This is a genomic window from Mesorhizobium sp. CA14, from assembly GCF_020165195.1.
In the GTDB taxonomy this organism is placed as follows: domain Bacteria; phylum Pseudomonadota; class Alphaproteobacteria; order Rhizobiales; family Rhizobiaceae; genus Mesorhizobium.
This window is the reverse complement of the sequence record NZ_JAIUHR010000004.1, coordinates 300143-319967: the sequence shown is the minus strand read 5'-3', so window position 1 is coordinate 319967 and position 19825 is coordinate 300143. Positions and strand designations below refer to the sequence as shown.

At 63.2% G+C, this 19825-nt stretch carries 30 protein-coding genes; all 30 read left to right on the top strand.

Annotated features, from left to right (window positions below):
• Positions 1-27: 27 nt before the first annotated feature.
• The 30 genes from fusA to LB565_RS07790 all read left to right on the top strand — a co-directional run bounded on the left by fusA (position 28) and on the right by LB565_RS07790 (position 19809).
• Positions 28-2118 (top strand): elongation factor G, encoded by a 2091-nt coding sequence (gene fusA, locus LB565_RS07935; protein ID WP_224582538.1) that lies wholly within the window; start codon positions 28-30, stop codon positions 2116-2118.
• 65 nt (positions 2119-2183) lie between these two features.
• The gene (tuf, locus tag LB565_RS07930) at positions 2184-3359 is read left to right on the top strand and encodes an elongation factor Tu (RefSeq protein WP_040983039.1); all 1176 of its coding nucleotides are present in this window, start codon (positions 2184-2186) and stop codon (positions 3357-3359) included.
• A 68-nt stretch (positions 3360-3427) separates the two neighbouring features.
• Positions 3428-3736 (top strand): 30S ribosomal protein S10, encoded by a 309-nt coding sequence (gene rpsJ / locus LB565_RS07925; protein ID WP_006205468.1) that lies wholly within the window; start codon positions 3428-3430, stop codon positions 3734-3736.
• Positions 3737-3795: 59 nt separating this feature from the next.
• A complete protein-coding gene (rplC, locus tag LB565_RS07920; RefSeq protein ID WP_224509813.1) occupies positions 3796-4512 on the top strand; it encodes a 50S ribosomal protein L3 in 717 nt (238 codons plus the stop codon).
• On the top strand, positions 4512-5132 hold the full coding sequence (gene rplD, locus LB565_RS07915; RefSeq protein WP_224582537.1) for a 50S ribosomal protein L4: 621 nt from the start codon (positions 4512-4514) through the stop codon (positions 5130-5132). The genes rplC and rplD overlap by 1 nt, the downstream gene beginning before the upstream one ends.
• Positions 5129-5422, top strand: a complete 294-nt coding sequence (locus LB565_RS07910; protein ID WP_040983033.1) for a 50S ribosomal protein L23 — start codon at positions 5129-5131, stop codon at positions 5420-5422. The genes rplD and LB565_RS07910 overlap by 4 nt, the downstream gene beginning before the upstream one ends.
• 22 nt (positions 5423-5444) lie before the next feature.
• Positions 5445-6278 (top strand): 50S ribosomal protein L2, encoded by an 834-nt coding sequence (rplB, locus tag LB565_RS07905; RefSeq protein ID WP_126084116.1) that lies wholly within the window; start codon positions 5445-5447, stop codon positions 6276-6278.
• 16 nt (positions 6279-6294) lie between these two features.
• Positions 6295-6573, top strand: a complete 279-nt coding sequence (gene rpsS / locus LB565_RS07900; protein ID WP_015317982.1) for a 30S ribosomal protein S19 — start codon at positions 6295-6297, stop codon at positions 6571-6573.
• A 2-nt stretch (positions 6574-6575) separates the two neighbouring features.
• A complete protein-coding gene (gene rplV, locus LB565_RS07895) occupies positions 6576-6965 on the top strand; it encodes a 50S ribosomal protein L22 (protein ID WP_010909277.1) in 390 nt (129 codons plus the stop codon).
• Positions 6965-7699 carry a 30S ribosomal protein S3 gene (rpsC, locus tag LB565_RS07890; RefSeq protein ID WP_112129139.1) on the top strand — a complete coding sequence of 245 codons (735 nt, stop codon included), beginning with the start codon at positions 6965-6967 and terminating at the stop codon, positions 7697-7699. The genes rplV and rpsC overlap by 1 nt, the downstream gene beginning before the upstream one ends.
• A 27-nt stretch (positions 7700-7726) precedes the next feature.
• Positions 7727-8140 (top strand): 50S ribosomal protein L16, encoded by a 414-nt coding sequence (rplP, locus tag LB565_RS07885; RefSeq protein ID WP_027170364.1) that lies wholly within the window; start codon positions 7727-7729, stop codon positions 8138-8140.
• A gap of 12 nt (positions 8141-8152) precedes the next feature.
• Complete coding sequence (gene rpmC / locus LB565_RS07880) at positions 8153-8353, top strand: 50S ribosomal protein L29 (RefSeq protein WP_042642190.1); 201 nt, start codon at positions 8153-8155, stop codon at positions 8351-8353.
• A gap of 11 nt (positions 8354-8364) precedes the next feature.
• Positions 8365-8604: a 30S ribosomal protein S17 gene (gene rpsQ, locus LB565_RS07875; protein WP_023675136.1), complete on the top strand. Its 240-nt coding sequence runs from the start codon at positions 8365-8367 to the stop codon at positions 8602-8604.
• Positions 8605-8686: 82 nt separating this feature from the next.
• The gene (gene rplN / locus LB565_RS07870; RefSeq protein WP_006205457.1) at positions 8687-9055 is read left to right on the top strand and encodes a 50S ribosomal protein L14; all 369 of its coding nucleotides are present in this window, start codon (positions 8687-8689) and stop codon (positions 9053-9055) included.
• Positions 9056-9067: 12 nt separating this feature from the next.
• Positions 9068-9382: a 50S ribosomal protein L24 gene (gene rplX / locus LB565_RS07865; protein ID WP_042642195.1), complete on the top strand. Its 315-nt coding sequence runs from the start codon at positions 9068-9070 to the stop codon at positions 9380-9382.
• Positions 9375-9953: a 50S ribosomal protein L5 gene (gene rplE / locus LB565_RS07860; RefSeq protein ID WP_224582536.1), complete on the top strand. Its 579-nt coding sequence runs from the start codon at positions 9375-9377 to the stop codon at positions 9951-9953. Before rplX ends, rplE begins: the two co-directional genes overlap by 8 nt.
• 26 nt (positions 9954-9979) lie before the next feature.
• Positions 9980-10285: a 30S ribosomal protein S14 gene (gene rpsN, locus LB565_RS07855; RefSeq protein WP_042642199.1), complete on the top strand. Its 306-nt coding sequence runs from the start codon at positions 9980-9982 to the stop codon at positions 10283-10285.
• 12 nt (positions 10286-10297) lie between these two features.
• On the top strand, positions 10298-10696 hold the full coding sequence (gene rpsH / locus LB565_RS07850; protein ID WP_042642201.1) for a 30S ribosomal protein S8: 399 nt from the start codon (positions 10298-10300) through the stop codon (positions 10694-10696).
• A 90-nt stretch (positions 10697-10786) separates the two neighbouring features.
• Positions 10787-11320 (top strand): 50S ribosomal protein L6, encoded by a 534-nt coding sequence (gene rplF, locus LB565_RS07845; RefSeq protein ID WP_042642203.1) that lies wholly within the window; start codon positions 10787-10789, stop codon positions 11318-11320.
• Between the two features lie 137 nt (positions 11321-11457).
• Positions 11458-11820: a 50S ribosomal protein L18 gene (rplR, locus tag LB565_RS07840; RefSeq protein ID WP_224582535.1), complete on the top strand. Its 363-nt coding sequence runs from the start codon at positions 11458-11460 to the stop codon at positions 11818-11820.
• Positions 11821-11897: 77 nt separating this feature from the next.
• Positions 11898-12467 carry a 30S ribosomal protein S5 gene (rpsE, locus tag LB565_RS07835; RefSeq protein WP_224582534.1) on the top strand — a complete coding sequence of 190 codons (570 nt, stop codon included), beginning with the start codon at positions 11898-11900 and terminating at the stop codon, positions 12465-12467.
• A 25-nt stretch (positions 12468-12492) separates the two neighbouring features.
• Positions 12493-12690 (top strand): 50S ribosomal protein L30, encoded by a 198-nt coding sequence (rpmD, locus tag LB565_RS07830; protein WP_027170355.1) that lies wholly within the window; start codon positions 12493-12495, stop codon positions 12688-12690.
• Positions 12691-12712: 22 nt separating this feature from the next.
• Positions 12713-13186, top strand: a complete 474-nt coding sequence (gene rplO / locus LB565_RS07825) for a 50S ribosomal protein L15 (RefSeq protein WP_224582533.1) — start codon at positions 12713-12715, stop codon at positions 13184-13186.
• 251 nt (positions 13187-13437) lie between these two features.
• Positions 13438-14778, top strand: a complete 1341-nt coding sequence (gene secY / locus LB565_RS07820; protein WP_224582532.1) for a preprotein translocase subunit SecY — start codon at positions 13438-13440, stop codon at positions 14776-14778.
• Positions 14775-15365 carry an adenylate kinase gene (locus tag LB565_RS07815; RefSeq protein WP_224582531.1) on the top strand — a complete coding sequence of 197 codons (591 nt, stop codon included), beginning with the start codon at positions 14775-14777 and terminating at the stop codon, positions 15363-15365. The genes secY and LB565_RS07815 overlap by 4 nt, the downstream gene beginning before the upstream one ends.
• Positions 15366-15598: 233 nt before the next feature.
• Entirely contained in the window at positions 15599-15967 is a 369-nt protein-coding gene (rpsM, locus tag LB565_RS07810; RefSeq protein ID WP_027170351.1) for a 30S ribosomal protein S13, read from the top strand.
• Between the two features lie 127 nt (positions 15968-16094).
• Positions 16095-16484: a 30S ribosomal protein S11 gene (gene rpsK / locus LB565_RS07805; RefSeq protein WP_006205444.1), complete on the top strand. Its 390-nt coding sequence runs from the start codon at positions 16095-16097 to the stop codon at positions 16482-16484.
• Positions 16485-16582: 98 nt separating this feature from the next.
• On the top strand, positions 16583-17593 hold the full coding sequence (locus tag LB565_RS07800) for a DNA-directed RNA polymerase subunit alpha (protein ID WP_040983001.1): 1011 nt from the start codon (positions 16583-16585) through the stop codon (positions 17591-17593).
• A gap of 104 nt (positions 17594-17697) precedes the next feature.
• On the top strand, positions 17698-18129 hold the full coding sequence (rplQ, locus tag LB565_RS07795; protein WP_224582530.1) for a 50S ribosomal protein L17: 432 nt from the start codon (positions 17698-17700) through the stop codon (positions 18127-18129).
• Positions 18130-18321: 192 nt separating this feature from the next.
• Positions 18322-19809, top strand: coding sequence for a DegQ family serine endoprotease (locus LB565_RS07790; RefSeq protein ID WP_224582529.1), 1488 nt, complete (start codon positions 18322-18324; stop codon positions 19807-19809).
• Positions 19810-19825: the final 16 nt, after the last annotated feature.

The window sequence follows — 19825 nt, the reverse complement described above, 5'->3', positions numbered from 1 at the left end:
CGCGAAAGAGACTGAGAGGCACCTCCCATGGCCCGCGAATACAAAATCGAAGACTACCGCAATTTCGGTATCATGGCGCATATCGACGCCGGCAAGACGACGACGACCGAGCGCGTCCTGTACTACACGGGCAAGTCGCACAAGATCGGCGAAGTCCATGACGGCGCCGCCACCATGGACTGGATGGAGCAGGAGCAGGAGCGCGGCATCACCATCACGTCGGCCGCGACCACGACCTTCTGGAAGGGTCGCGACGGCAAGATGCGCCGCTTCAACATCATCGACACTCCCGGACACGTCGACTTCACCATCGAGGTCGAGCGTTCGCTGCGCGTGCTCGACGGCGCCATCGCGCTGCTCGACGCCAACGCCGGCGTTGAGCCGCAGACCGAGACCGTGTGGCGCCAGGCCGACAAGTACCACGTGCCGCGCATGATCTTCTGCAACAAGATGGACAAGATCGGCGCCGACTTCTACCGCTCGGTGGAAATGATCGGCTCGCGCCTCGGTGCGCAGGCCGTCGTCATGCAGCTGCCGATCGGCGCCGAGACCGAGTTCAAGGGCGTCGTCGACCTCGTCGAGATGAACGCGCTGGTCTGGCGCGACGAGACCCTGGGCGCCGCCTGGGACGTCGTCGAGATCCCGGCCGACCTCAAGGAGAAGGCCGCTCAGTATCGCGAGAAGATGATTGAAGCGGCCGTCGAAATGGACGAGACCGCGCTCGAGAACTACCTCGAAGGCAACATGCCGTCGAATGACGAGATCCGCGCGCTGATCCGCAAGGGCACCATCGCGGTCAAGTTCTTCCCGATGTTCTGCGGCTCGGCCTTCAAAAACAAGGGCGTGCAGCCGCTGCTCGACGCCGTCGTCGAATACCTGCCGTCGCCGATCGACGTGCCGGCCATCAAGGGTGTCGACGCCAAGACCGACGCCGAGATCGAACGTCATGCCGATGACAACGAGCCGCTGTCGATGCTGGCGTTCAAGATCATGAACGACCCGTTCGTCGGTTCGCTGACCTTTGCCCGCATCTACTCGGGCAAGCTCACCAAGGGCACCTCGCTCGACAACACGGTGAAGGGCAAGAAGGAGCGCATCGGCCGCATGCTGCAGATGCATGCGAACTCGCGCGCCGATATCGAGGAAGCCTATGCCGGCGACATCGTTGCGCTCGCCGGCCTCAAGGACACGACCACCGGCGACACGCTCTGCGATCCGCTGCACCCGGTCATCCTCGAGCGCATGGAATTCCCCGATCCGGTCATCCAGATCGCCATCGAGCCGAAGACCAAGAACGACCAGGAAAAGATGGGCCTCGCGCTGCATCGCCTGGCGGCCGAGGATCCGTCCTTCCGCGTCAAGACCGACGAGGAAAGCGGCCAGACCATCATCGCCGGCATGGGCGAATTGCATCTCGACATCATCGTCGACCGCATGCGCCGCGAGTTCAAGGTGGAAGCCAATGTCGGCGCGCCGCAGGTGGCCTATCGCGAGACGATCACCCGCACGCATGAGCAGGACTACACGCATAAGAAGCAGACCGGCGGTACCGGCCAGTTCGCCCGCGTCAAGATCATCTTCGAGCCGAACACCGAGAGCGAAGAGTTCGTGTTCGAGTCCAAGATCGTCGGCGGTGCGGTTCCGAAGGAATACATCCCGGGCGTCGAGAAGGGCATCCAGAGCGTCATGGGTTCCGGCCCGTTCGCCGGCTTCCCGATGATCGGCGTCAAGGCGACCCTCATCGACGGTGCCTTCCACGACGTCGACTCCTCGGTGCTGGCGTTCGAAATCGCCTCCCGCGCCTGCTTCAAGGAAGCCGCTCCGCGCCTCGGCGTGCAGCTGCTCGAGCCGATCATGAAGGTCGAGGTCGTGACGCCGGAAGATTATGTCGGCGGCGTCATCGGCGATCTCAACGGCCGTCGCGGTCAGATCCAGGGCCAGGAAGCGCGCGGCGTTGCCGTCGTCATCAACGCGATGGTGCCGCTGGCGAACATGTTCAAGTATGTCGACAATCTGCGTTCGATGTCGCAGGGCCGCGCCCAGTACACGATGCAGTTCGACCACTATGAGCCGGTTCCGACCGCGGTCGCCCAGGAAGTTCAGAAGAAATACGCGTAACTCGAGCGGGTTGCACGAGACCTTAATTCAAGGCCCGCACGGGCAGGCAGGAATGGAGAGATCACATGGCAAAAGGTAAATTCGAGCGCACCAAGCCGCATGTGAACATTGGCACGATCGGCCACGTCGATCATGGCAAGACGTCGCTGACGGCGGCGATCACGAAGTATTTTGGCGAATACAAGCGTTATGACCAGATCGACGCGGCGCCGGAAGAGAAGGCGCGCGGCATCACGATCTCGACGGCGCATGTCGAGTATGAGACGGCCAACCGTCACTATGCCCATGTCGACTGCCCCGGCCACGCCGACTATGTGAAGAACATGATCACGGGTGCCGCGCAGATGGACGGCGCGATCCTGGTCGTTTCGGCCGCCGACGGCCCGATGCCGCAGACCCGCGAGCACATCCTCTTGGCCCGCCAGGTCGGCGTGCCCTCGATCGTGGTGTTCCTGAACAAGGTCGACCAGGTCGATGACGCCGAGCTGCTCGAGCTGGTCGAGCTCGAGGTTCGCGAGCTTCTGTCGAAGAACGAGTTCCCCGGCGACGACATTCCGATCGTCAAGGGTTCGGCGCTGGCTGCGTTGGAAGATTCCAACAAGACCATCGGCGAGGACGCCATCCGCGAGCTGATGGCTCAGGTCGACGCCTATATCCCGACGCCGGTTCGGCCGCTGGACAAGCCGTTCCTGATGCCGATCGAGGACGTGTTCTCGATCTCGGGCCGCGGCACGGTGGTGACCGGCCGCGTCGAGCGCGGCGTGGTCAAGGTCGGCGAGGAGCTGGAGATCGTCGGCATCCGTCCGACCGCCAAGACCACCTGCACCGGCGTGGAAATGTTCCGCAAGCTGCTCGACCAGGGCCAGGCCGGCGACAACATCGGCGCGCTCTTGCGCGGCATCGACCGTGAAGGTGTGGAGCGCGGCCAGGTTCTGGCCAAGCCCGGCTCGGTCAAGCCGCACAAGAAGTTCGTGGCCGAAGCCTACATCCTGACCAAGGACGAGGGCGGCCGTCACACGCCGTTCTTCACCAACTACCGTCCGCAGTTCTACTTCCGCACGACGGACGTCACCGGCATCGTGACGCTGCCGGCCGGCACCGAGATGGTGATGCCCGGCGACAACATCACCGTCGACGTCGAGCTGATCGTGCCGATCGCGATGGAAGAGAAGCTGCGCTTCGCCATCCGTGAAGGCGGCCGCACCGTCGGTGCCGGCATCGTCGTCACCATCAAGGAATAATTGGACTGAAACGGATCTGTCGCGGGCGCGGGAGCTGCCCGCGCCGCGCCAGAACAAGGAATTGACGCATGAACGGACAGAATATCCGCATCCGCCTTAAGGCGTTTGACCACCGGGTGCTCGACGCCTCGACGCGCGAAATCGTGTCGACCGCCAAGCGCACCGGCGCCAACGTCCGCGGCCCCATTCCGCTGCCGACGCGGATCGAAAAATTCACGGTCAACCGGTCGCCCCACGTCGACAAGAAGAGCCGTGAGCAGTTCGAAATGCGCACGCACAAGCGGCTGCTCGACATTGTCGATCCGACCCCGCAGACGGTCGATGCTTTGATGAAGCTCGATCTGGCGGCCGGTGTCGACGTCGAGATCAAGCTCTAAGGAATGGAGCGCGGCAAGGGGCGTTGCCCCTGGCCCGGAACTCTAAAGGAATTGAACCGATGCGTTCAGGTGTGATTGCAAAGAAGGTGGGAATGACCCGCATCTATAACGATGCCGGGGAACACGTTCCCGTCACCGTTCTCCAGATGGAGAACTGCCAGGTCGTGGCTCAGCGCACGCAGGAGAAGAACGGCTACACCGCCGTCCAGCTCGGCGTTGGCCTTGCCAAGGTGAAGAACACGTCGAAGGCGATGCGCGGCCATTTCGCCGCCGCTTCCGTCGAGCCGAAGGCGAAGCTCGCCGAGTTCCGCGTGTCGGCCGACAACATGATCGACGTCGGCGCCGAGCTGACCGTCGAGCATTTCGTCGCCGGCCAGAAGGTGGACGTCACCGGCACCTCGACCGGTAAGGGTTTCCAGGGCGTGATCAAGCGGCACAACATGGGTGGTGGCCGCGCGACCCACGGTAACTCGGTCTCGCACCGCACGCACGGTTCGACCGGCCAGCGCCAGGACCCCGGCAAGGTGTTCAAGGGCAAGAAGATGGCCGGCCACATGGGCGATACCCGCGTCACCACGCAGAATGTCGAGGTCGTCTCGACCGACGCCGATCGCGGCCTGATCCTGATCCGCGGCGCGGTTCCCGGCGTCAAGGGCGCCTGGATCCTGGTTCGCGACGCCGCCAAGGTTGCGCTGCCGGCCAATGCACCGAAGCCGGCCGCGATCCGTGCCGCTGCCGCCAAGAACGAAGCCCCGGCCACTGAGGGAGCCGAATAATGGATCTCAAGATCACAACGCTGGGCGGCAAGGACGCCGGCAAGGTGAAGCTCTCCGAGGAGATTTTCGGCCTTGATCCGCGCGAAGACATCCTGCAGCGCGTCGTGCGCTGGCAGCTCGCCAAGAAGCAGCAGGGCACGCACAAGGCCAAGGGCCGCGCCGAAATCGCGCGCACCGGCGCCAAGATGTACAAGCAGAAGGGTACGGGCCGCGCCCGTCACCACTCGGCTCGCGCTCCGCAGTTCCGCGGCGGCGGCAAGGCACACGGCCCGGTCGTTCGCAGCCATGAGCACGAGCTGCCGAAGAAGGTCCGTGCGCTGGGCTTGAAGCATGCTCTCTCGGCCAAGGCCAAGAGCGCCTCGCTCATCATCGTCGACGAGCTGAAGCTCGCCGAAGCCAAGACCAAGGCGCTGGTGGCGAACCTCGAGACGCTGGGGCTGACCAACGCCCTGGTGATTGGCGGGGCCGAGCTTGACCAGAACTTCAAGCTGGCCGCGACCAACATTCCGAACATCGACGTGCTGCCCATCCAGGGCATCAACGTCTACGACATTCTGCGCCGCGGCACGCTGGTCCTTTCGAAGGCCGCCGTCGAGGCTCTCGAGGAGCGCTTTAAATGACCGACCTCCGTCACTACGACGTGATCGTCTCGCCGGCGATCACCGAAAAGTCGACCATGGCTTCCGAGCAGAACCAGGTCGTCTTCAACGTCGCCAAAAAGGCGTCGAAGCCGGAAATCAAGGCTGCCGTGGAAGCTCTCTTCGGCGTCAAGGTGACGGCTGTGAACACGCTCGTCCGCAAGGGCAAGATCAAGCGCTTCCGCGGCACTGTTGGCCGCCAGGGCGACGTCAAGAAGGCGGTTGTGACGCTGGCCGACGGCCAGTCGATCGACGTCGCGACGGGTCTCTGAGCAAGGCCGCGAGGACAGAACAATGGCACTTAAGAAATTCAACCCGGTAACGCCGAGCACCCGCCAGCTGGTCATCGTCGACCGCTCGGGCCTCTACAAGGGCAAGCCTGTCAAGGGCCTGACCGAAGGCCTGACCAAGTCGGGCGGCCGCAACAATTACGGCCGCATCACGGCCCGCTTCATCGGCGGCGGTCACAAGCGTTCGTACCGCATCATCGACTTCAAGCGGAAGAAGTACGACGTCGTCGGCACGGTCGAGCGTATCGAATACGATCCGAACCGCACCGCCTTCATCGCGCTGATCAAGTATGACGATGGCGAGCTGTCCTACATCCTGGCTCCGCAGCGCCTGGCTGCCGGCGACAAGATCGTGGCCGGCGAAGCGGTCGACGTGAAGCCGGGCAACGCGATGCCGCTGGCCTCGATGCCGGTCGGCACGATCGTCCACAACATCGAGCTGAAGCCGGGCAAGGGCGGCCAGGTCGCCCGTTCGGCTGGCGGTTACGCCCAGCTCGTCGGCCGCGACCAGGGCATGGCGATCCTTCGCCTCAACTCGGGCGAGCAGCGCGTCGTGCACGGCTCCTGCATGGCCACCGTCGGCGCGGTGTCGAACCCCGATCACGGCAACATCAACGACGGCAAGGCCGGTCGCACCGTGTGGCGCGGCAAGCGCCCGCACAATCGCGGCGTGGCCATGAATCCGGTCGACCATCCGCATGGCGGCGGCGAAGGCCGCACCTCGGGTGGCCGTCATCCGGTTTCGCCCTGGGGCAAGCCGACCAAGGGCAAGAAGACGCGGTCCAACAAGGCGACCGACAAGTTCATCCTGCGCTCGCGCCATCAGCGCAAGAGCTAAGAAGAGGTAACGCCAAGTGACTCGTTCGATTTGGAAAGGCCCCTTCATCGACGGCTACCTTCTCAAGAAGGTGGACAAGGTTCGTGAAGGTGGTCGCAATGAGGTGATCAAGATGTGGAGCCGTCGCTCCACCATCCTGCCGCAGTTCGTCGGCCTCACCTTCGGTGTCTACAACGGCCAGAAGCACGTCCCGGTCTCGGTGAACGAGGACATGGTCGGCCACAAGTTCGGTGAATTCGCTCCGACCCGGACCTATTACGGTCACGGCGCGGATAAGAAGGCGAAGAGGAAATAATCATGGGCAAGGCCAAAGCTCCGCGCAGGCTTGCTGATAACGAGGCGCGTGCCGTTCTGCGCACGATCCGTATCAGCCCGCAGAAGCTGAACCTGGTTGCCGCGCTGATCCGCGGCAAGAAGGTCGCGACAGCGCTTTCCGACCTCGAATTCTCGGCCAAGCGGATTTCCGGCACGGTCAAGAAGACGCTGGAATCGGCGATCGCCAACGCGGAAAACAATCACGACCTCGACGTCGATGCGCTGGTCGTGGCGGAAGCCTATGTCGGCAAGTCGATCGTCATGAAGCGTTTCCACGCTCGTGGCCGCGGTCGCGCCAGCCGTATCGAAAAGCCGTTCTCGCACCTCACGATCGTCGTTCGTGAAGTCGAGGAAAAAGGGGAGGCCGCATAATGGGCCAGAAAGTCAATCCGATCGGGCTGCGTCTCGGCATCAACCGCACCTGGGATTCGCGCTGGTTCGCGAACACCGGCGAGTACGGCCAGCTGCTGCATGAGGACCTCAAGATTCGCAAGTATCTCGAGAAGGAACTCAAGCAGGCCGCGATCTCCAAGGTCGTGATCGAGCGTCCGCACAAGAAGTGCCGGGTCACCATCCACGCCGCACGCCCGGGCCTCATCATCGGCAAGAAGGGCGCCGACATCGAGAAGCTTCGCAAGAAGCTGACCGAGATGACGAAGTCCGAAACGCATCTCAACATCGTTGAAGTGCGCAAGCCGGAAATCGACGCCACGCTGATCGCCCAGTCGATCGCCCAGCAGCTCGAGCGCCGTATCGCGTTCCGCCGTGCCATGAAGCGTGCCGTTCAGTCGGCCATGCGTCTCGGCGCCGAAGGCATCCGCATCAACTGCTCCGGCCGTCTCGGCGGTGCCGAAATCGCGCGCATGGAGTGGTACCGCGAAGGCCGCGTGCCGCTGCATACGCTACGCGCCGATGTCGACTACGGCACGGCCGAGGCGAACACGGCCTACGGTATCTGCGGCGTCAAGGTCTGGGTGTTCAAGGGCGAGATCCTCGAGCACGACCCGATGGCTTCCGAGCGCCGTGCAACCGAAGGTGATGCCGCGCATGGCGGCGGCGGTGCTGGTGGCGAGCGCGAACGCGGCCGCCGTCGCGAGAACGCCTGAGACATTTGAGAATTTGGAGTTAGAACGATGCTGCAGCCAAAGCGCACAAAGTTCCGCAAGCAGTTCAAGGGCCGTATCCACGGTACCGCCAAGGGCGGCACCAACCTGGATTTCGGCGGTTTCGGGCTGAAGGCGCTTGAGCCGAACCGCGTCACCGCGCGCGAGATCGAGGCGGCCCGCCGCGCGATCACCCGCGAGATGAAGCGCGCCGGCCGCGTCTGGATCCGGGTGTTCCCGGACCTGCCGGTCACCTCGAAGCCGACCGAAGTCCGCATGGGTAAAGGCAAGGGCGCCGTCGACTATTGGGCGGCGCGCGTCAAGCCCGGCCGCATCATGTTCGAGATCGACGGCGTCAGCGAGGAGACCGCTCGTGAAGCGCTGCGTCTCGGCGCCGCCAAGCTCTCGGTCAAGACGCGCTTCGTGCAGCGCATCGCAGAATAAGGACAGGCGATCATGAAAGCCGAAGACATCCGGACCAAGACCCAGGATCAGCTGACCGACGACCTGGCCGCTCTCAAGAAGGAGCAGTTCAACCTGCGCTTCCAGAAGGCCACCGGCCAGCTCGAAAAGACCGCGCGCGTGAAGCAGGTCCGCAAGGACATCGCGCGCATCAAGACCATCGCCGCGGAAAAAGCCGCGGCCAAGAAGGGTTAAGGACGAGAACCATGCCAAAGCGCATCCTGCAGGGCACCGTCGTCAGCGACAAGAACGAGAAGACGGTCGTGGTCAAGGTCGAGCGTCGCTTCACCCATCCGGTGATGAAGAAGACCGTGCGCATGACCAAGAAGTACAAGGCGCACGACGAGAACAACGCTCACAAGGTCGGCGACCAGGTGTTCATCCAGGAATCGAAGCCGATTTCGAAGGATAAGCGCTGGGTTGTCGTCTCTTCGGATCAGGCTTGATCCGGGCGAACGAACCGAATTTTGGACAGACCGGGGAGGGGTGAAGAACCCGTCCCGTTAGAAAAGAAGAAGGCGGCCAGTCATGATTCAGATGCAAACAAACCTCGACGTCGCGGACAATTCCGGCGCCCGTCGTGTCATGTGCATCAAGGTGCTGGGCGGCTCGAAGCGGAAATATGCCTCCGTCGGCGACATCATCGTGGTGTCGATCAAGGAAGCCATTCCGCGCGGCCGCGTTAAGAAGGGCGATGTGATGAAGGCGGTCGTGGTTCGCACGGCCAAGGACATCCGCCGCCCGGACGGCAGCGTGATCCGTTTCGACAAGAACGCGGCCGTTCTCGTCGACAATAAGAAAGAGCCGATCGGCACCCGTATCTTCGGACCGGTTCCGCGCGAATTGCGCGCCAAGAACCACATGAAGATCATCTCGCTCGCGCCTGAAGTGCTGTAAGGAGCCGGACCAATGCAAAAGATCAAAAAAGGCGACAAGGTCGTCGTGCTTGCCGGCAAGGACAAGGGCCGTTCGGGCGAAGTCCTGTCGGTGCAGCCGAAGGAAGACACCGCGGTTGTCCGTGGCGTGAACCTCATACGCCGTCACCAGAAGCAGACCCAGTCCCAAGAGGGCGGGATCATCACCAAGGAAGCGCCGATCCACCTGTCGAATATCGCGCTGGCCGACCCCAAGGACGGCAAGCCGACCCGCGTCGGCTTCACCATCCAGAAGGATGGCAAGAAGGTGCGCGTCGCCAAGCGTTCGGGAGAAGTCATCAATGGCTAAGGCTGAAACCAAGCAGGCAACTGCCAAGAACGAGCCGCGCCTCAAGAAGGTCTACAACGAGACCATCCGCAAGGCGATGCAGGAGCAGTTCGGCTACGAGAACGACATGCAGGTTCCGCGCATCGACAAGATCGTGCTGAACATGGGTGTCGGCGAAGCAACCGCAGACTCCAAGAAGCCCTCGGTCGCGGCCGAGGATCTGGCGCTGATCGCCGGCCAGAAGGCCGTCGTCACCCGCGCCCGCAACTCGATTGCCGGCTTCAAGGTGCGCGAGAACATGCCGATCGGCGCCAAGGTCACGCTGCGCAAGGAACGCATGTACGAGTTCCTCGACCGCCTCGTGAACATCGCGCTGCCGCGCGTTCGCGACTTCCGCGGACTGAACCCGAAGAGCTTTGACGGCCGTGGCAACTACGCCATGGGCATCAAGGAACACATCGTGTTCCCGGAGATCAACTACGACAAGGTTGATCAGGTCTGGGGCATGGACGTCATCGTTTGTACGACGGCGAAGACGGATGACGAGGCCAGAGCGTTGCTCAAGGCCTTCAACTTCCCCTTCCGCCAGTAACGGCAGCGAAAAAGGAAAAATCTGAAATGGCAAAGACCAGCTCAGTCGAGAAGAACAACCGGCGCCGCAAGCTCGCCGACCAGTACGCCGCCAAGCGCACGGCGCTCAAGGCCATCATCATGGATCAGTCCAAGCCGATGGAAGAGCGTTTCCGCGCCCAGTTGAAGCTTTCGGCGCTGCCGCGCAACTCGGCCAAGATCCGCATCCGCAACCGCTGCGAGGTGACGGGCCGTCCGCGCGCCTACTATCGCAAGCTGAAGCTTTCGCGTATCGCGCTTCGCGATCTGGGCAATACCGGCCAGATCCCGGGCCTGGTCAAGTCGAGCTGGTAAGGAGACACTGAGATGTCATTGAGCGATCCTCTCGGCGATATGCTGACCCGCATCCGCAACGCCTATGGCCGCAAGAAGTCGAGCGTTTCGACCCCGGCCTCGCGTCTGCGCGCCCGCGTCCTCGAAGTGCTGAAGTCGGAAGGCTATATCCGCGACTACAGCCAGACCGACTTCGAGAACGGCAAGTCGGAAATCGAGATCGAGCTGAAGTATTTCGACGGTGCCCCGGTGGTGCGCGAGATCGAGCGCGTCTCGAAGCCTGGCCGCCGCGTCTATGTCTCGGCCAAGTCGATCCCGCAGGTCGCCAACGGCCTCGGCATTGCCATCCTCTCGACGCCGAAGGGCGTCATGGCCGACCATGAAGCGCGCGAGCAGAATGTCGGCGGCGAGATCCTCTGCCAGATCTTCTGATCCGGCGCGAGATTGATGAATGGGCTTCGGTTCTCGGGATCGCGCCCGGGAACTGGAACCTGAAACCAAAGAAGTGACGAGGACAACAAAATGTCTCGTATCGGAAAGAAACCCGTTTCGCTGCCGCAGGGCGTGACCGCCTCCGTCAACGGCCAGACCGTGACGGCGAAGGGCCCGAAGGGCGAGCTGAAGTTCGTGGTGAACGACGAAGTGCTGGTCAAGATGGAGAACAACGAGATCTCCGTCGAGCCGCGCGACCAGACCAAGACCGCCCGCTCCAAGTGGGGCATGTCGCGCACGCAGATAGTCAACATCCTGCAGGGCGTGAAGGACGGCTTCGAGAAGAAGCTCGAGATCACCGGCGTCGGCTATCGCGCGGCGCTGCAGGGCAAGAACCTGCAGCTGGCCCTCGGCTTCAGCCACGACGTGGTCTATGAGACGCCCCAGGGCATCACCATCACGGTGCCGAAGCCGACCGAAATCACGGTCTCGGGTATCGATAAGCAGCAGGTCGGCCAGGTCGCCGCCGAGATCCGCGAATATCGCGGTCCCGAGCCCTACAAGGGCAAGGGCGTGCGCTATGCCGACGAGCGCATCGTGCGCAAGGAAGGCAAGAAGAAGTAATCGGCCTGGCCCCGAAAAGGCGCAGACTTTTCGGAAAGGCCAAGCCGGAGAAGTGTAACGCCGCGGGGAGCGGCCGCGGGAGGCTTGGCCTACCGCACAGGGTTGCCCCCGTTTTCTGAAGGCAAGGAACTGACATTATGGCAAGCCCCAAAGAAACCATCCAACGCCGCGCGCAGCGCGTGCGCCGTCAGCTGAAGAAGGTCGCCGGCGAGCGTCCGCGGCTTTCGGTGCACCGTACGTCGAAGAACATTTACGCTCAGGTGATCGACGACGCCAACGGCCACACGCTGGCCGCCGCCTCGACGCTCGAGAAGGACCTCAAGGGTTCGCTCAAGACCGGCGCCGACACCGCTGCCGCCGCTGCCGTCGGCAAGCTGATCGCCGAGCGCGCCGCCAAGGCGGGCGTCAAGGAAGTCGTCTTCGACCGCGGCCCATATATTTATCACGGCCGCGTCAAGGCGCTGGCCGAGGCAGCGCGCGAAGGCGGCCTCAGCTTCTGATTTTTAGCCGCTGACGACCCGAAAACGGCGTCGGCAAACAGCAACCCGTGCTTCCGGAAAAGAACAAGGACTAGGATATGGCACAGGAACGTAGAGAAGGCGGCCGCGGCCGAGAGCGTGAACGCGAAGAGCGTGACGACGGCATGGTGGACAAGCTCGTCCACATCAACCGCGTCGCCAAGGTGGTGAAGGGTGGCCGTCGTTTCGGCTTTGCCGCTCTCGTCGTCGTCGGCGACCAGAAGGGCCGCGTCGGCTTCGGCCACGGCAAGGCGCGCGAAGTGCCGGAAGCCATCCGCAAGGCGACCGAATCGGCCAAGCGCGACATGATCTTCGTGCCGCTGCGTTCGGGCCGCACGCTGCATCACGACGTCGAGGGCCGTTGGGGCGCCGGACGCGTTCTGCTGCGCGCCGCCAAGCAGGGTACCGGCATCATTGCCGGCGGTCCGATGCGCGCTGTCTTCGAGACGCTCGGCATGCATGACGTGGTCGCCAAGTCGATGGGTTCGTCGAACCCCTACAACATGGTTCGCGCCACCTTCGACGCGCTGAAGAGCCAGATGCATCCGAAGGATGTGGCTGCTGCGCGTGGCATCAAGTACTCGACCCTTCAGGCCCGCCGCGGCTCCGCCGTTGCGGCTGAAGAATAGTCGACGCTGACCAGGGATTTCGACCATGGCCAAGAAAGCTACCAAGACCATTACCGTCGAGCAGATCGGCTCCCCGATCCGCCGGCCGAAAGAGCAGCGCGCGACGCTGGTCGGCCTCGGCCTGAACAAGATGCACAAGCGGCGCACCCTGGAAGACACCCCTTCCGTGCGCGGCATGATCGCCGCCGTCCAGCACCTCGTCCGCGTCGTGGACGAGGCCTGAACGGAAGCGCAGGAGAAGAATGATGAAACTCAACGATCTGCGTGACAAGGACGGCGCCACGCACTCCAAGAAGCGCCTCGGTCGCGGCATCGGCTCCGGCTCGGGCAAGACCGCCGGTCGCGGCGTCAAGGGCCAGAAGGCCCGTTCGGGCGTTGCCATCAACGGCTTCGAGGGTGGCCAGATGCCGCTTTACCGGCGCCTGCCGAAGCGCGGCTTCGACAACCTGTTCGGCAAGAGCTTCGCGATTGTGTCGCTGGCCAAGATCCAGGCGGCGATCGACGCCAAGAAGCTCGATGCCAAGGCGGCCGTGACGGCCGAGGCCCTGGTTGCCGCCGGCGTCATCCGCCGTGCCAAGGACGGCGTGCGCGTGCTGTCCGACGGCGAGCTCAAGGCCAAGCTCTCCTTCGACGTCGCCGGCGCCTCCAAGGCCGCGATCGAGAAGATCGAGAAGGCCGGCGGTTCGGTCAAGCTGCCGGAAGCGGCCGCCGCCGAGTAACGGCGATTTGAAGCGCGGCCGACCGGGATGATTTCGCATTTTCCGTCGAACCGCGCTTTGACCAGATGAATTGGGCGGCCGCGTCAACGCGGCCGCTTGCATGTTTAAGGTCCGGAGCTTATCTCGTGAGCTTCGGTGACACGCGCGCCTGCGGGCATAGAGCGTGACACAGAAATCAATGAAGTAGAGCACGGTATCGTCCGAAAACCGCTCCATATTTTTCGGCATCATGCTCTAGCGGAGAATCAGGCATGGCTTCGGCTGCTGAACAACTAGCCTCCAATCTGAATTTTGCGGCCTTCGCCAAGGCCGAGGATCTCAAGAAGCGCATCTGGTTCACCATCGGCGCGCTGCTCGTCTACCGCCTCGGCACCTATATCCCGCTTCCCGGCATCAACCCCGACGCTTTCGCCCAGGCCTTCTCCTCGCAGAGCAAGGGCGTGCTCGGCATGTTCAACATGTTCGCCGGCGGCGCCGTGCAGCGCATGGCGATCTTCGCGCTAGGCATCATGCCCTACATCTCCGCCTCCATCATCATGCAGCTGATGACCTCGGTCATCCCGTCGCTGGAAGCGCTGAAGAAGGAAGGCGAGCAGGGCCGCAAGATCATCAACCAGTACACGCGCTACGGCACAGTGCTTCTGGCGCTGATCCAGGCCTATGGCATTTCGATCGGCCTCGAAGGCGGCAACGGCATCGTCAACGATCCCGGCATGTTCTTCCGCATCTCGACCGTCGTCACGCTGGTCGGCGGCACCATGTTCCTGATGTGGCTCGGCGAGCAGATCACGGCGCGCGGCATCGGCAACGGCATTTCGCTGATCATCTTCTCCGGCATCGTCGCCGGCCTGCCGCGGGCGATCTCCGGCACGCTGGAGCTCGGCCGCACCGGCGCGCTGTCGACGGGCCTCATCCTCGCGATCATCGTTCTGGCCATTATCGTCATTGCGCTCATCGTCTTCTTCGAGCGCGCGCAGCGCCGCCTGCTCATCCAGTATCCGAAGCGCCAGGTCGGCAACCGCATGTTCCAGGGCGATACCTCGCATTTGCCGCTGAAGCTCAACACCTCGGGCGTCATCCCGCCGATCTTCGCGTCCTCGCTGCTGCTTCTGCCGGCTACCGTCGCGGGCTTCTCGCAGGCGACCAACATGCCGGCCTGGGCAAGCACGATCCTGGCCTCGCTCGGCCACGGCCAGCCGCTCTACATGATCTTCTACGCAGGAATGATCGTCTTCTTCGCCTTCTTCTACACGGCGATCGTCTTCAATCCGAAGGACACGGCCGACCAGCTCAAGAAGCATTCCGGCTTCATCCCGGGCTATCGTCCGGGTGAGCGCACGGCCGACTATATCGACTATGTTCTGACGCGTATCACCGTCGTCGGCGCCATTTACCTGGTGCTGGTCTGTCTGCTGCCGGAGTTCCTGATTTCGGCGACTGGCGTACCTTTCTATCTCGGTGGCACATCGCTTCTGATCGTGGTCAGTGTCACGCTCGACACGGTGGCGCAGATTCAGGGCCACCTGATCGCGCACCAGTATGAGGGCCTGATCAAGAAGTCGAAGTTGCGCGGGGGTAAGAGGAGCAGATGAGGCTGATATTGCTTGGGCCGCCAGGAGCGGGCAAGGGGACGCAAGCACAAAGACTGGTAGAAGAATACGGCATCCCGCAGCTCTCGACGGGCGACATGCTGCGTGCCGCCGTCCAGGCCGGAACCGAGGTCGGCAAGCGCGCCAAGGCGGTGATGGATGCGGGTGAGCTGGTTTCGGATGCGATCGTCAACGCCATCGTCGCCGAACGCATCGATCAGTCGGATTGCGCCAAGGGCTTCATCCTCGATGGCTATCCGCGCACGCTGGTCCAGGCGGACGCGGTCGAGGCGATGCTTGCCGAGCGCGGCATTGCGCTCGACACCGTCATCGAGCTGGTCGTCGACGACAAGGCGCTGGTTGGCCGAATCGTCAAACGCGCCGAGGACGCCAAGGCTGCCGGCCAGCCGGTGCGCAAGGACGACAATCCGGAGGTGTTTGAGGAACGCCTGCGCGAATACTACAAGAAGACGGCGCCGCTGACCGGCTACTACTACGCCAAAGGCAAGCTCAAGACCGTCGACGGCATGGCCAGTATCGATGCCGTGACAGCCGAGATCGGCAAGGTGCTCGCGGCCGCGGCGAAGTAGGCCGGGCCGACAATTGAAGATTGCGCTTGGCGGCAATTGACGATTGCGCTTGACTGGAGGGGGCCGTTGGGGTATGGCGGCCCGTCTTCCTATCAGGCATGGACTTTGCTTGCCCTTGCGGGCAAGGCATCCGCTTTGAACCAGGAAACTCCCGCAAGGGCCGGCCTCCACCGGACGCGGGGCAACTTCGACAGCGCCGGGCATGCCCGGCCCACATGGAGAAAGAGAAGAAAATGGCTCGTATAGCCGGCGTCAATATTCCGACCAACAAGCGCGTCGTCATTGCGCTTCAGTACATTCACGGCATCGGCAAGAAGTTTGCCCAGGAGATCGTCGACAAGGTCGGCATCCCGGCGGACCGCCGCGTCAACCAGCTGACCGACGCGGAAGTGCTGCAGATCCGCGAGACGATCGACCGCGACTACCAGGTCGAAGGCGACCTGCGCCGCGAAGTCTCGATGAACATCAAGCGGCTCATGGACCTCGGCTGCTACCGCGGCCTGCGTCACCGCCGCTCGCTGCCGGTCCGTGGCCAGCGCACGCACACCAATGCGCGCACCCGCAAGGGCCCGGCCAAGGCGATCGCCGGCAAGAAGAAGTAATTGAGCGAATAGCGAGTAGCCGTTAGCGAGTAGGGGACCCTATTCGCTATTCCCTACTCACTACTCGCTTTTCCAAGGTGGAGCCGCTGGCATTACGGCGGTGTAGAGATCAACTGAAAGGACTACCATGGCCAAGGAAGCCGCTCGTGTTCGCCGTCGCGAACGCAAGAACATCTCGTCGGGCGTTGCCCACGTCAATTCGACCTTTAACAACACCATGATCACCATCACCGACGCGCAGGGCAATTCGATTGCCTGGTCGTCGGCCGGTGCGCAGGGCTTCAAGGGTTCGCGCAAGTCGACCCCGTTCGCTGCCCAGATGGCTGCCGAGGACGTCGCCAAGAAGGCGCAGGAACACGGCATGCGCATGCTCGAGGTCGAGGTCTGCGGACCCGGCTCCGGCCGTGAATCGGCCCTTCGCGCGCTACAGGCCGCAGGCTTCACCATCACCTCGATCCGCGACGTGACGCCGATCCCGCACAATGGCTGCCGTCCGCGCAAGAAGCGCCGCGTCTGATTTTTTAAACGCCGCGCGAACGCCACGGCGTTCCTCCGCGGTTTTCCGTGTCGCCCGCCACGATTGGATGGTGGCGGGGCAAAGGAAGGAAGATATTTATGATCCAGAAAAACTGGCAGGAACTGATCAAGCCGAACAAGATCGAGTTCTCGTCGAAGAAGAAGACGCTGACCACGCTAGTGGCCGAGCCGCTCGAGCGCGGCTTTGGCCTCACGCTTGGCAACGCGCTGCGGCGCGTGCTTCTGTCTTCGCTGCGCGGCGCGGCTGTCACCGCCGTGCAGATCGACGGCGTGCTGCATGAATTCTCGTCCATCGCCGGCGTGCGCGAGGACGTGACCGACATCGTGCTCAACATCAAGGAAATCGCCATCCGTATGGAAGGCGATGGTCCCAAGCGCATGGTCGTGCGCAAGCAAGGGCCGGGCGCCGTGCTCGCCGGCGACATCCAGACCGTGGGCGACGTCGAGATCCTCAACCCCGACCACGTCATCTGCACGCTGGACGAGGGCGCCGAGATCCGCATGGAGTTCACCGTCGACACCGGCAAGGGCTATGTCCCGGCAGAGCGCAACCGCGCCGAGGACGCACCGATCGGCCTGATCCCGGTCGACAGCCTCTACTCGCCGGTCAAGAAGGTCTCCTACAAGGTCGAGAACACCCGCGAGGGCCAAGTGCTCGACTATGACAAGCTGACCATGACCATCGAGACCAACGGCTCGATCTCGGGCGAGGACGCGGTCGCGTTCGCCGCCCGCATCCTGCAGGACCAGCTCGCGCTGTTCGTCAATTTCGACGAGCCGCAGAAGGAAGTCGCCGCCGAAGCCGTCACCGAGCTCGCCTTCAACCCGGCGCTGCTCAAGAAGGTCGACGAGCTCGAGCTTTCGGTGCGTTCGGCCAACTGCCTGAAGAACGACAACATCGTCTATATCGGCGACCTGATCCAGAAGACCGAAGCCGAGATGCTGCGCACCCCGAACTTCGGCCGCAAGTCGCTGAACGAGATCAAGGAAGTGCTGGCGGCCATGGGCCTGCATCTCGGCATGGAAGTGCCGGACTGGCCACCGGAAAACATCGAAGATCTCGCCAAGCGTTACGAAGACCAATATTGAGCATGAATTCCAAGGATCGGCGGCGAGAGCCGCTCGGTCCGACGGTCATGCGGAAAACCATCAGAGGCCGTGGCCTCTTGAACAACTGAAGAAGGAAAAGAGCCATGCGCCACGGTTTCAAAGGCCGTCGCTTCGCCCGCAGCGTAAGCCACCGCAAGTCGATGTTCGCCAATCTCGCCGTGTCTCTGATCGAGCATGAGCAGATCGTCACCACTCTGCCGAAGGCGAAGGACCTGCGTCCGATCGTCGAGAAGCTCGTCACGCTCGGCAAGCGCGGCGACCTGCACGCCCGTCGTCAGGTCATCGCCCAGATCGGCAACGAGTCGGTCGTGAAGCGCCTGTTCGACACGCTTGCGCCGCGTTACGCGCAACGCAACGGTGGCTATCTGCGCATCATGAAGGCGGGTTTCCGCAAGGGCGACAACGCCGCGATGGCGGTCATCGAATTCGTCGACCGCGACACCTCGGCCAAGGGCGCCGCCGACCGCGCCCGTATCGAGGCGGAAGGCGCCAATGAGGAAAACGCGGCCGCCTGAGGTCGCTGTTTCGCCAATGACTTCGAGGGGCCTACGGGCCCCTTTTTGCATTTGGAGCAGGTTTGAGCCGAGTGAGCGGAATTTCACGCCTAGGCTCAAGCTTTTGCGCGACAAGTGTCGCATTTGTGTGCATTAGCCTTTCATTCTGCACATTCGTCGAGACAATGGCGCCCGATCTGGAGGGATTCGAAAATGCACCTCAAACGAGTGTTTCTTGTTGCCGCGCTGGCCGTCTTCGCCGCGGCACCGGCCGCAAGACAGGCTTTTGCCGAGAACGCCGCCAAGCCGGCCGATCCGGGCCTCTCCGATGTGCTGACGGACCTGCTGCATGGCGTCGAAGGCGAGAACGGCACGTCCGGACCTGACAAGCGCGTGCCGTTCGGCCGCGAGGAGGTGCAACTCTCCTTTGCGCCGCTGGTCAAGCAGACGGCCCCGGCCGTCGTCAATGTCTATGCCTCGCAGACCGCCAAGGTGACGTCGCCTTTCGAGGGCGACCCCTTCTTCGAGGAGTTCTTCGGCCGCGCCCAGCCGCGCGCGCAGTCCTCGCTGGGCTCCGGCGTGCTTGTCGATCCGAGCGGCGTCATCGTCACCAACTTCCATGTCATCAAAGATGCCGACGAGGTGAAGGTCGCGACCGCCGACGGACGCGAATTCACGTCCAAGGTCATGCTCAAGGACGAGACGCTCGATCTCGCCGTGCTCAAGATCTCGGCCGACAAGCCGTTTCCGGTGATTGCCATCGGTGATTCCGACGCGCTCGAGGTCGGCGACCTGGTGCTCGCCATCGGCAATCCGTTCGGCGTCGGCCAGACCACCACCAGCGGCATCGTCTCGGCGCTTGCACGCAGCCATATCGGCGTTTCGGATTCGGGCTATTTCATCCAGACCGATGCGGCCATCAATCCCGGCAATTCGGGCGGCGCGCTGATCAACATGGGCGGTCAGCTGGTCGGCATCAACACGGCGATCTACAGCCGCAGCGGCGGCTCGATCGGCATTGGCTTCGCCATCCCCTCGAACATGGTGCGCGCCTTCGCCGACGCCGCCAAGGCCGGGTTGGACTTCTTCGAGCGTCCCTATATCGGCGCAGAATTCGAAATGGTGACCCCGCAGATCGCGGAATCGCTCGGCATGGAGAAGCCGACCGGCGCCCTGGTGTCGTCCGTGGACGCGGCGGGGCCTGCCGGCAAGGTTGGTCTGAAGCCCGGCGACGTCATCCTGTCGCTCAACAACACGCCGGTCGAAGGCATCGAGGCGCTCGACTACCGCATGGCGACGCTGTCGATCGGAACCAAGGCGACGTTCGCCGTGCTGAGCAAGGGGCAGCAGGCGACGCTGGAAATCCCGCTGGAGCGCGCGCCGGAAGGCGCCAAGCCCAGTGAGGTCACTCTGCGTGGCCGCAGTCCCTTTTCCGGCGCCAAGGTCGCGGAGCTTTCGCCCAGACTTGCCCAGCGGCTTGGCCTGCGCACCGATCTCAAGGGCGTCACCGTGATTGATATCAGCCGCGATTCGCCGGCCGCCGATTTCGGCTTCCAGCCGGGCGATATCGTACGCGAGGTGAACGGCACCACCATCGAGACCGCGGCAACGCTGGCGCAGGTTGCCCAGCAGGACACGCGCTGGTGGCGCTTTACCGTCGAGCGCGGCGGGCAGATACTGCGCCAGGTGTTGCGTTACTGAGGCGATCTGCCCATTT

What these genes read in the sequence shown, in the direction of transcription:
- fusA (WP_224582538.1), top strand. Translation starts at nt 28, where the DNA reads ATGGCCCGCGAATACAAAATCGAAGACTACCGCAATTTCGGTATCATG.
- tuf (WP_040983039.1), top strand. Translation starts at nt 2,184, where the DNA reads ATGGCAAAAGGTAAATTCGAGCGCACCAAGCCGCATGTGAACATTGGC.
- rpsJ (WP_006205468.1), top strand. Translation starts at nt 3,428, where the DNA reads ATGAACGGACAGAATATCCGCATCCGCCTTAAGGCGTTTGACCACCGG.
- rplC (WP_224509813.1), top strand. Translation starts at nt 3,796, where the DNA reads ATGCGTTCAGGTGTGATTGCAAAGAAGGTGGGAATGACCCGCATCTAT.
- rplD (WP_224582537.1), top strand. Translation starts at nt 4,512, where the DNA reads ATGGATCTCAAGATCACAACGCTGGGCGGCAAGGACGCCGGCAAGGTG.
- LB565_RS07910 (WP_040983033.1), top strand. Translation starts at nt 5,129, where the DNA reads ATGACCGACCTCCGTCACTACGACGTGATCGTCTCGCCGGCGATCACC.
- rplB (WP_126084116.1), top strand. Translation starts at nt 5,445, where the DNA reads ATGGCACTTAAGAAATTCAACCCGGTAACGCCGAGCACCCGCCAGCTG.
- rplV (WP_010909277.1), top strand. Translation starts at nt 6,576, where the DNA reads ATGGGCAAGGCCAAAGCTCCGCGCAGGCTTGCTGATAACGAGGCGCGT.
- rpsC (WP_112129139.1), top strand. Translation starts at nt 6,965, where the DNA reads ATGGGCCAGAAAGTCAATCCGATCGGGCTGCGTCTCGGCATCAACCGC.
- rplP (WP_027170364.1), top strand. Translation starts at nt 7,727, where the DNA reads ATGCTGCAGCCAAAGCGCACAAAGTTCCGCAAGCAGTTCAAGGGCCGT.
- rpmC (WP_042642190.1), top strand. Translation starts at nt 8,153, where the DNA reads ATGAAAGCCGAAGACATCCGGACCAAGACCCAGGATCAGCTGACCGAC.
- rpsQ (WP_023675136.1), top strand. Translation starts at nt 8,365, where the DNA reads ATGCCAAAGCGCATCCTGCAGGGCACCGTCGTCAGCGACAAGAACGAG.
- rplN (WP_006205457.1), top strand. Translation starts at nt 8,687, where the DNA reads ATGATTCAGATGCAAACAAACCTCGACGTCGCGGACAATTCCGGCGCC.
- rplX (WP_042642195.1), top strand. Translation starts at nt 9,068, where the DNA reads ATGCAAAAGATCAAAAAAGGCGACAAGGTCGTCGTGCTTGCCGGCAAG.
- rplE (WP_224582536.1), top strand. Translation starts at nt 9,375, where the DNA reads ATGGCTAAGGCTGAAACCAAGCAGGCAACTGCCAAGAACGAGCCGCGC.
- rpsN (WP_042642199.1), top strand. Translation starts at nt 9,980, where the DNA reads ATGGCAAAGACCAGCTCAGTCGAGAAGAACAACCGGCGCCGCAAGCTC.
- rpsH (WP_042642201.1), top strand. Translation starts at nt 10,298, where the DNA reads ATGTCATTGAGCGATCCTCTCGGCGATATGCTGACCCGCATCCGCAAC.
- rplF (WP_042642203.1), top strand. Translation starts at nt 10,787, where the DNA reads ATGTCTCGTATCGGAAAGAAACCCGTTTCGCTGCCGCAGGGCGTGACC.
- rplR (WP_224582535.1), top strand. Translation starts at nt 11,458, where the DNA reads ATGGCAAGCCCCAAAGAAACCATCCAACGCCGCGCGCAGCGCGTGCGC.
- rpsE (WP_224582534.1), top strand. Translation starts at nt 11,898, where the DNA reads ATGGCACAGGAACGTAGAGAAGGCGGCCGCGGCCGAGAGCGTGAACGC.
- rpmD (WP_027170355.1), top strand. Translation starts at nt 12,493, where the DNA reads ATGGCCAAGAAAGCTACCAAGACCATTACCGTCGAGCAGATCGGCTCC.
- rplO (WP_224582533.1), top strand. Translation starts at nt 12,713, where the DNA reads ATGAAACTCAACGATCTGCGTGACAAGGACGGCGCCACGCACTCCAAG.
- secY (WP_224582532.1), top strand. Translation starts at nt 13,438, where the DNA reads ATGGCTTCGGCTGCTGAACAACTAGCCTCCAATCTGAATTTTGCGGCC.
- LB565_RS07815 (WP_224582531.1), top strand. Translation starts at nt 14,775, where the DNA reads ATGAGGCTGATATTGCTTGGGCCGCCAGGAGCGGGCAAGGGGACGCAA.
- rpsM (WP_027170351.1), top strand. Translation starts at nt 15,599, where the DNA reads ATGGCTCGTATAGCCGGCGTCAATATTCCGACCAACAAGCGCGTCGTC.
- rpsK (WP_006205444.1), top strand. Translation starts at nt 16,095, where the DNA reads ATGGCCAAGGAAGCCGCTCGTGTTCGCCGTCGCGAACGCAAGAACATC.
- LB565_RS07800 (WP_040983001.1), top strand. Translation starts at nt 16,583, where the DNA reads ATGATCCAGAAAAACTGGCAGGAACTGATCAAGCCGAACAAGATCGAG.
- rplQ (WP_224582530.1), top strand. Translation starts at nt 17,698, where the DNA reads ATGCGCCACGGTTTCAAAGGCCGTCGCTTCGCCCGCAGCGTAAGCCAC.
- LB565_RS07790 (WP_224582529.1), top strand. Translation starts at nt 18,322, where the DNA reads ATGCACCTCAAACGAGTGTTTCTTGTTGCCGCGCTGGCCGTCTTCGCC.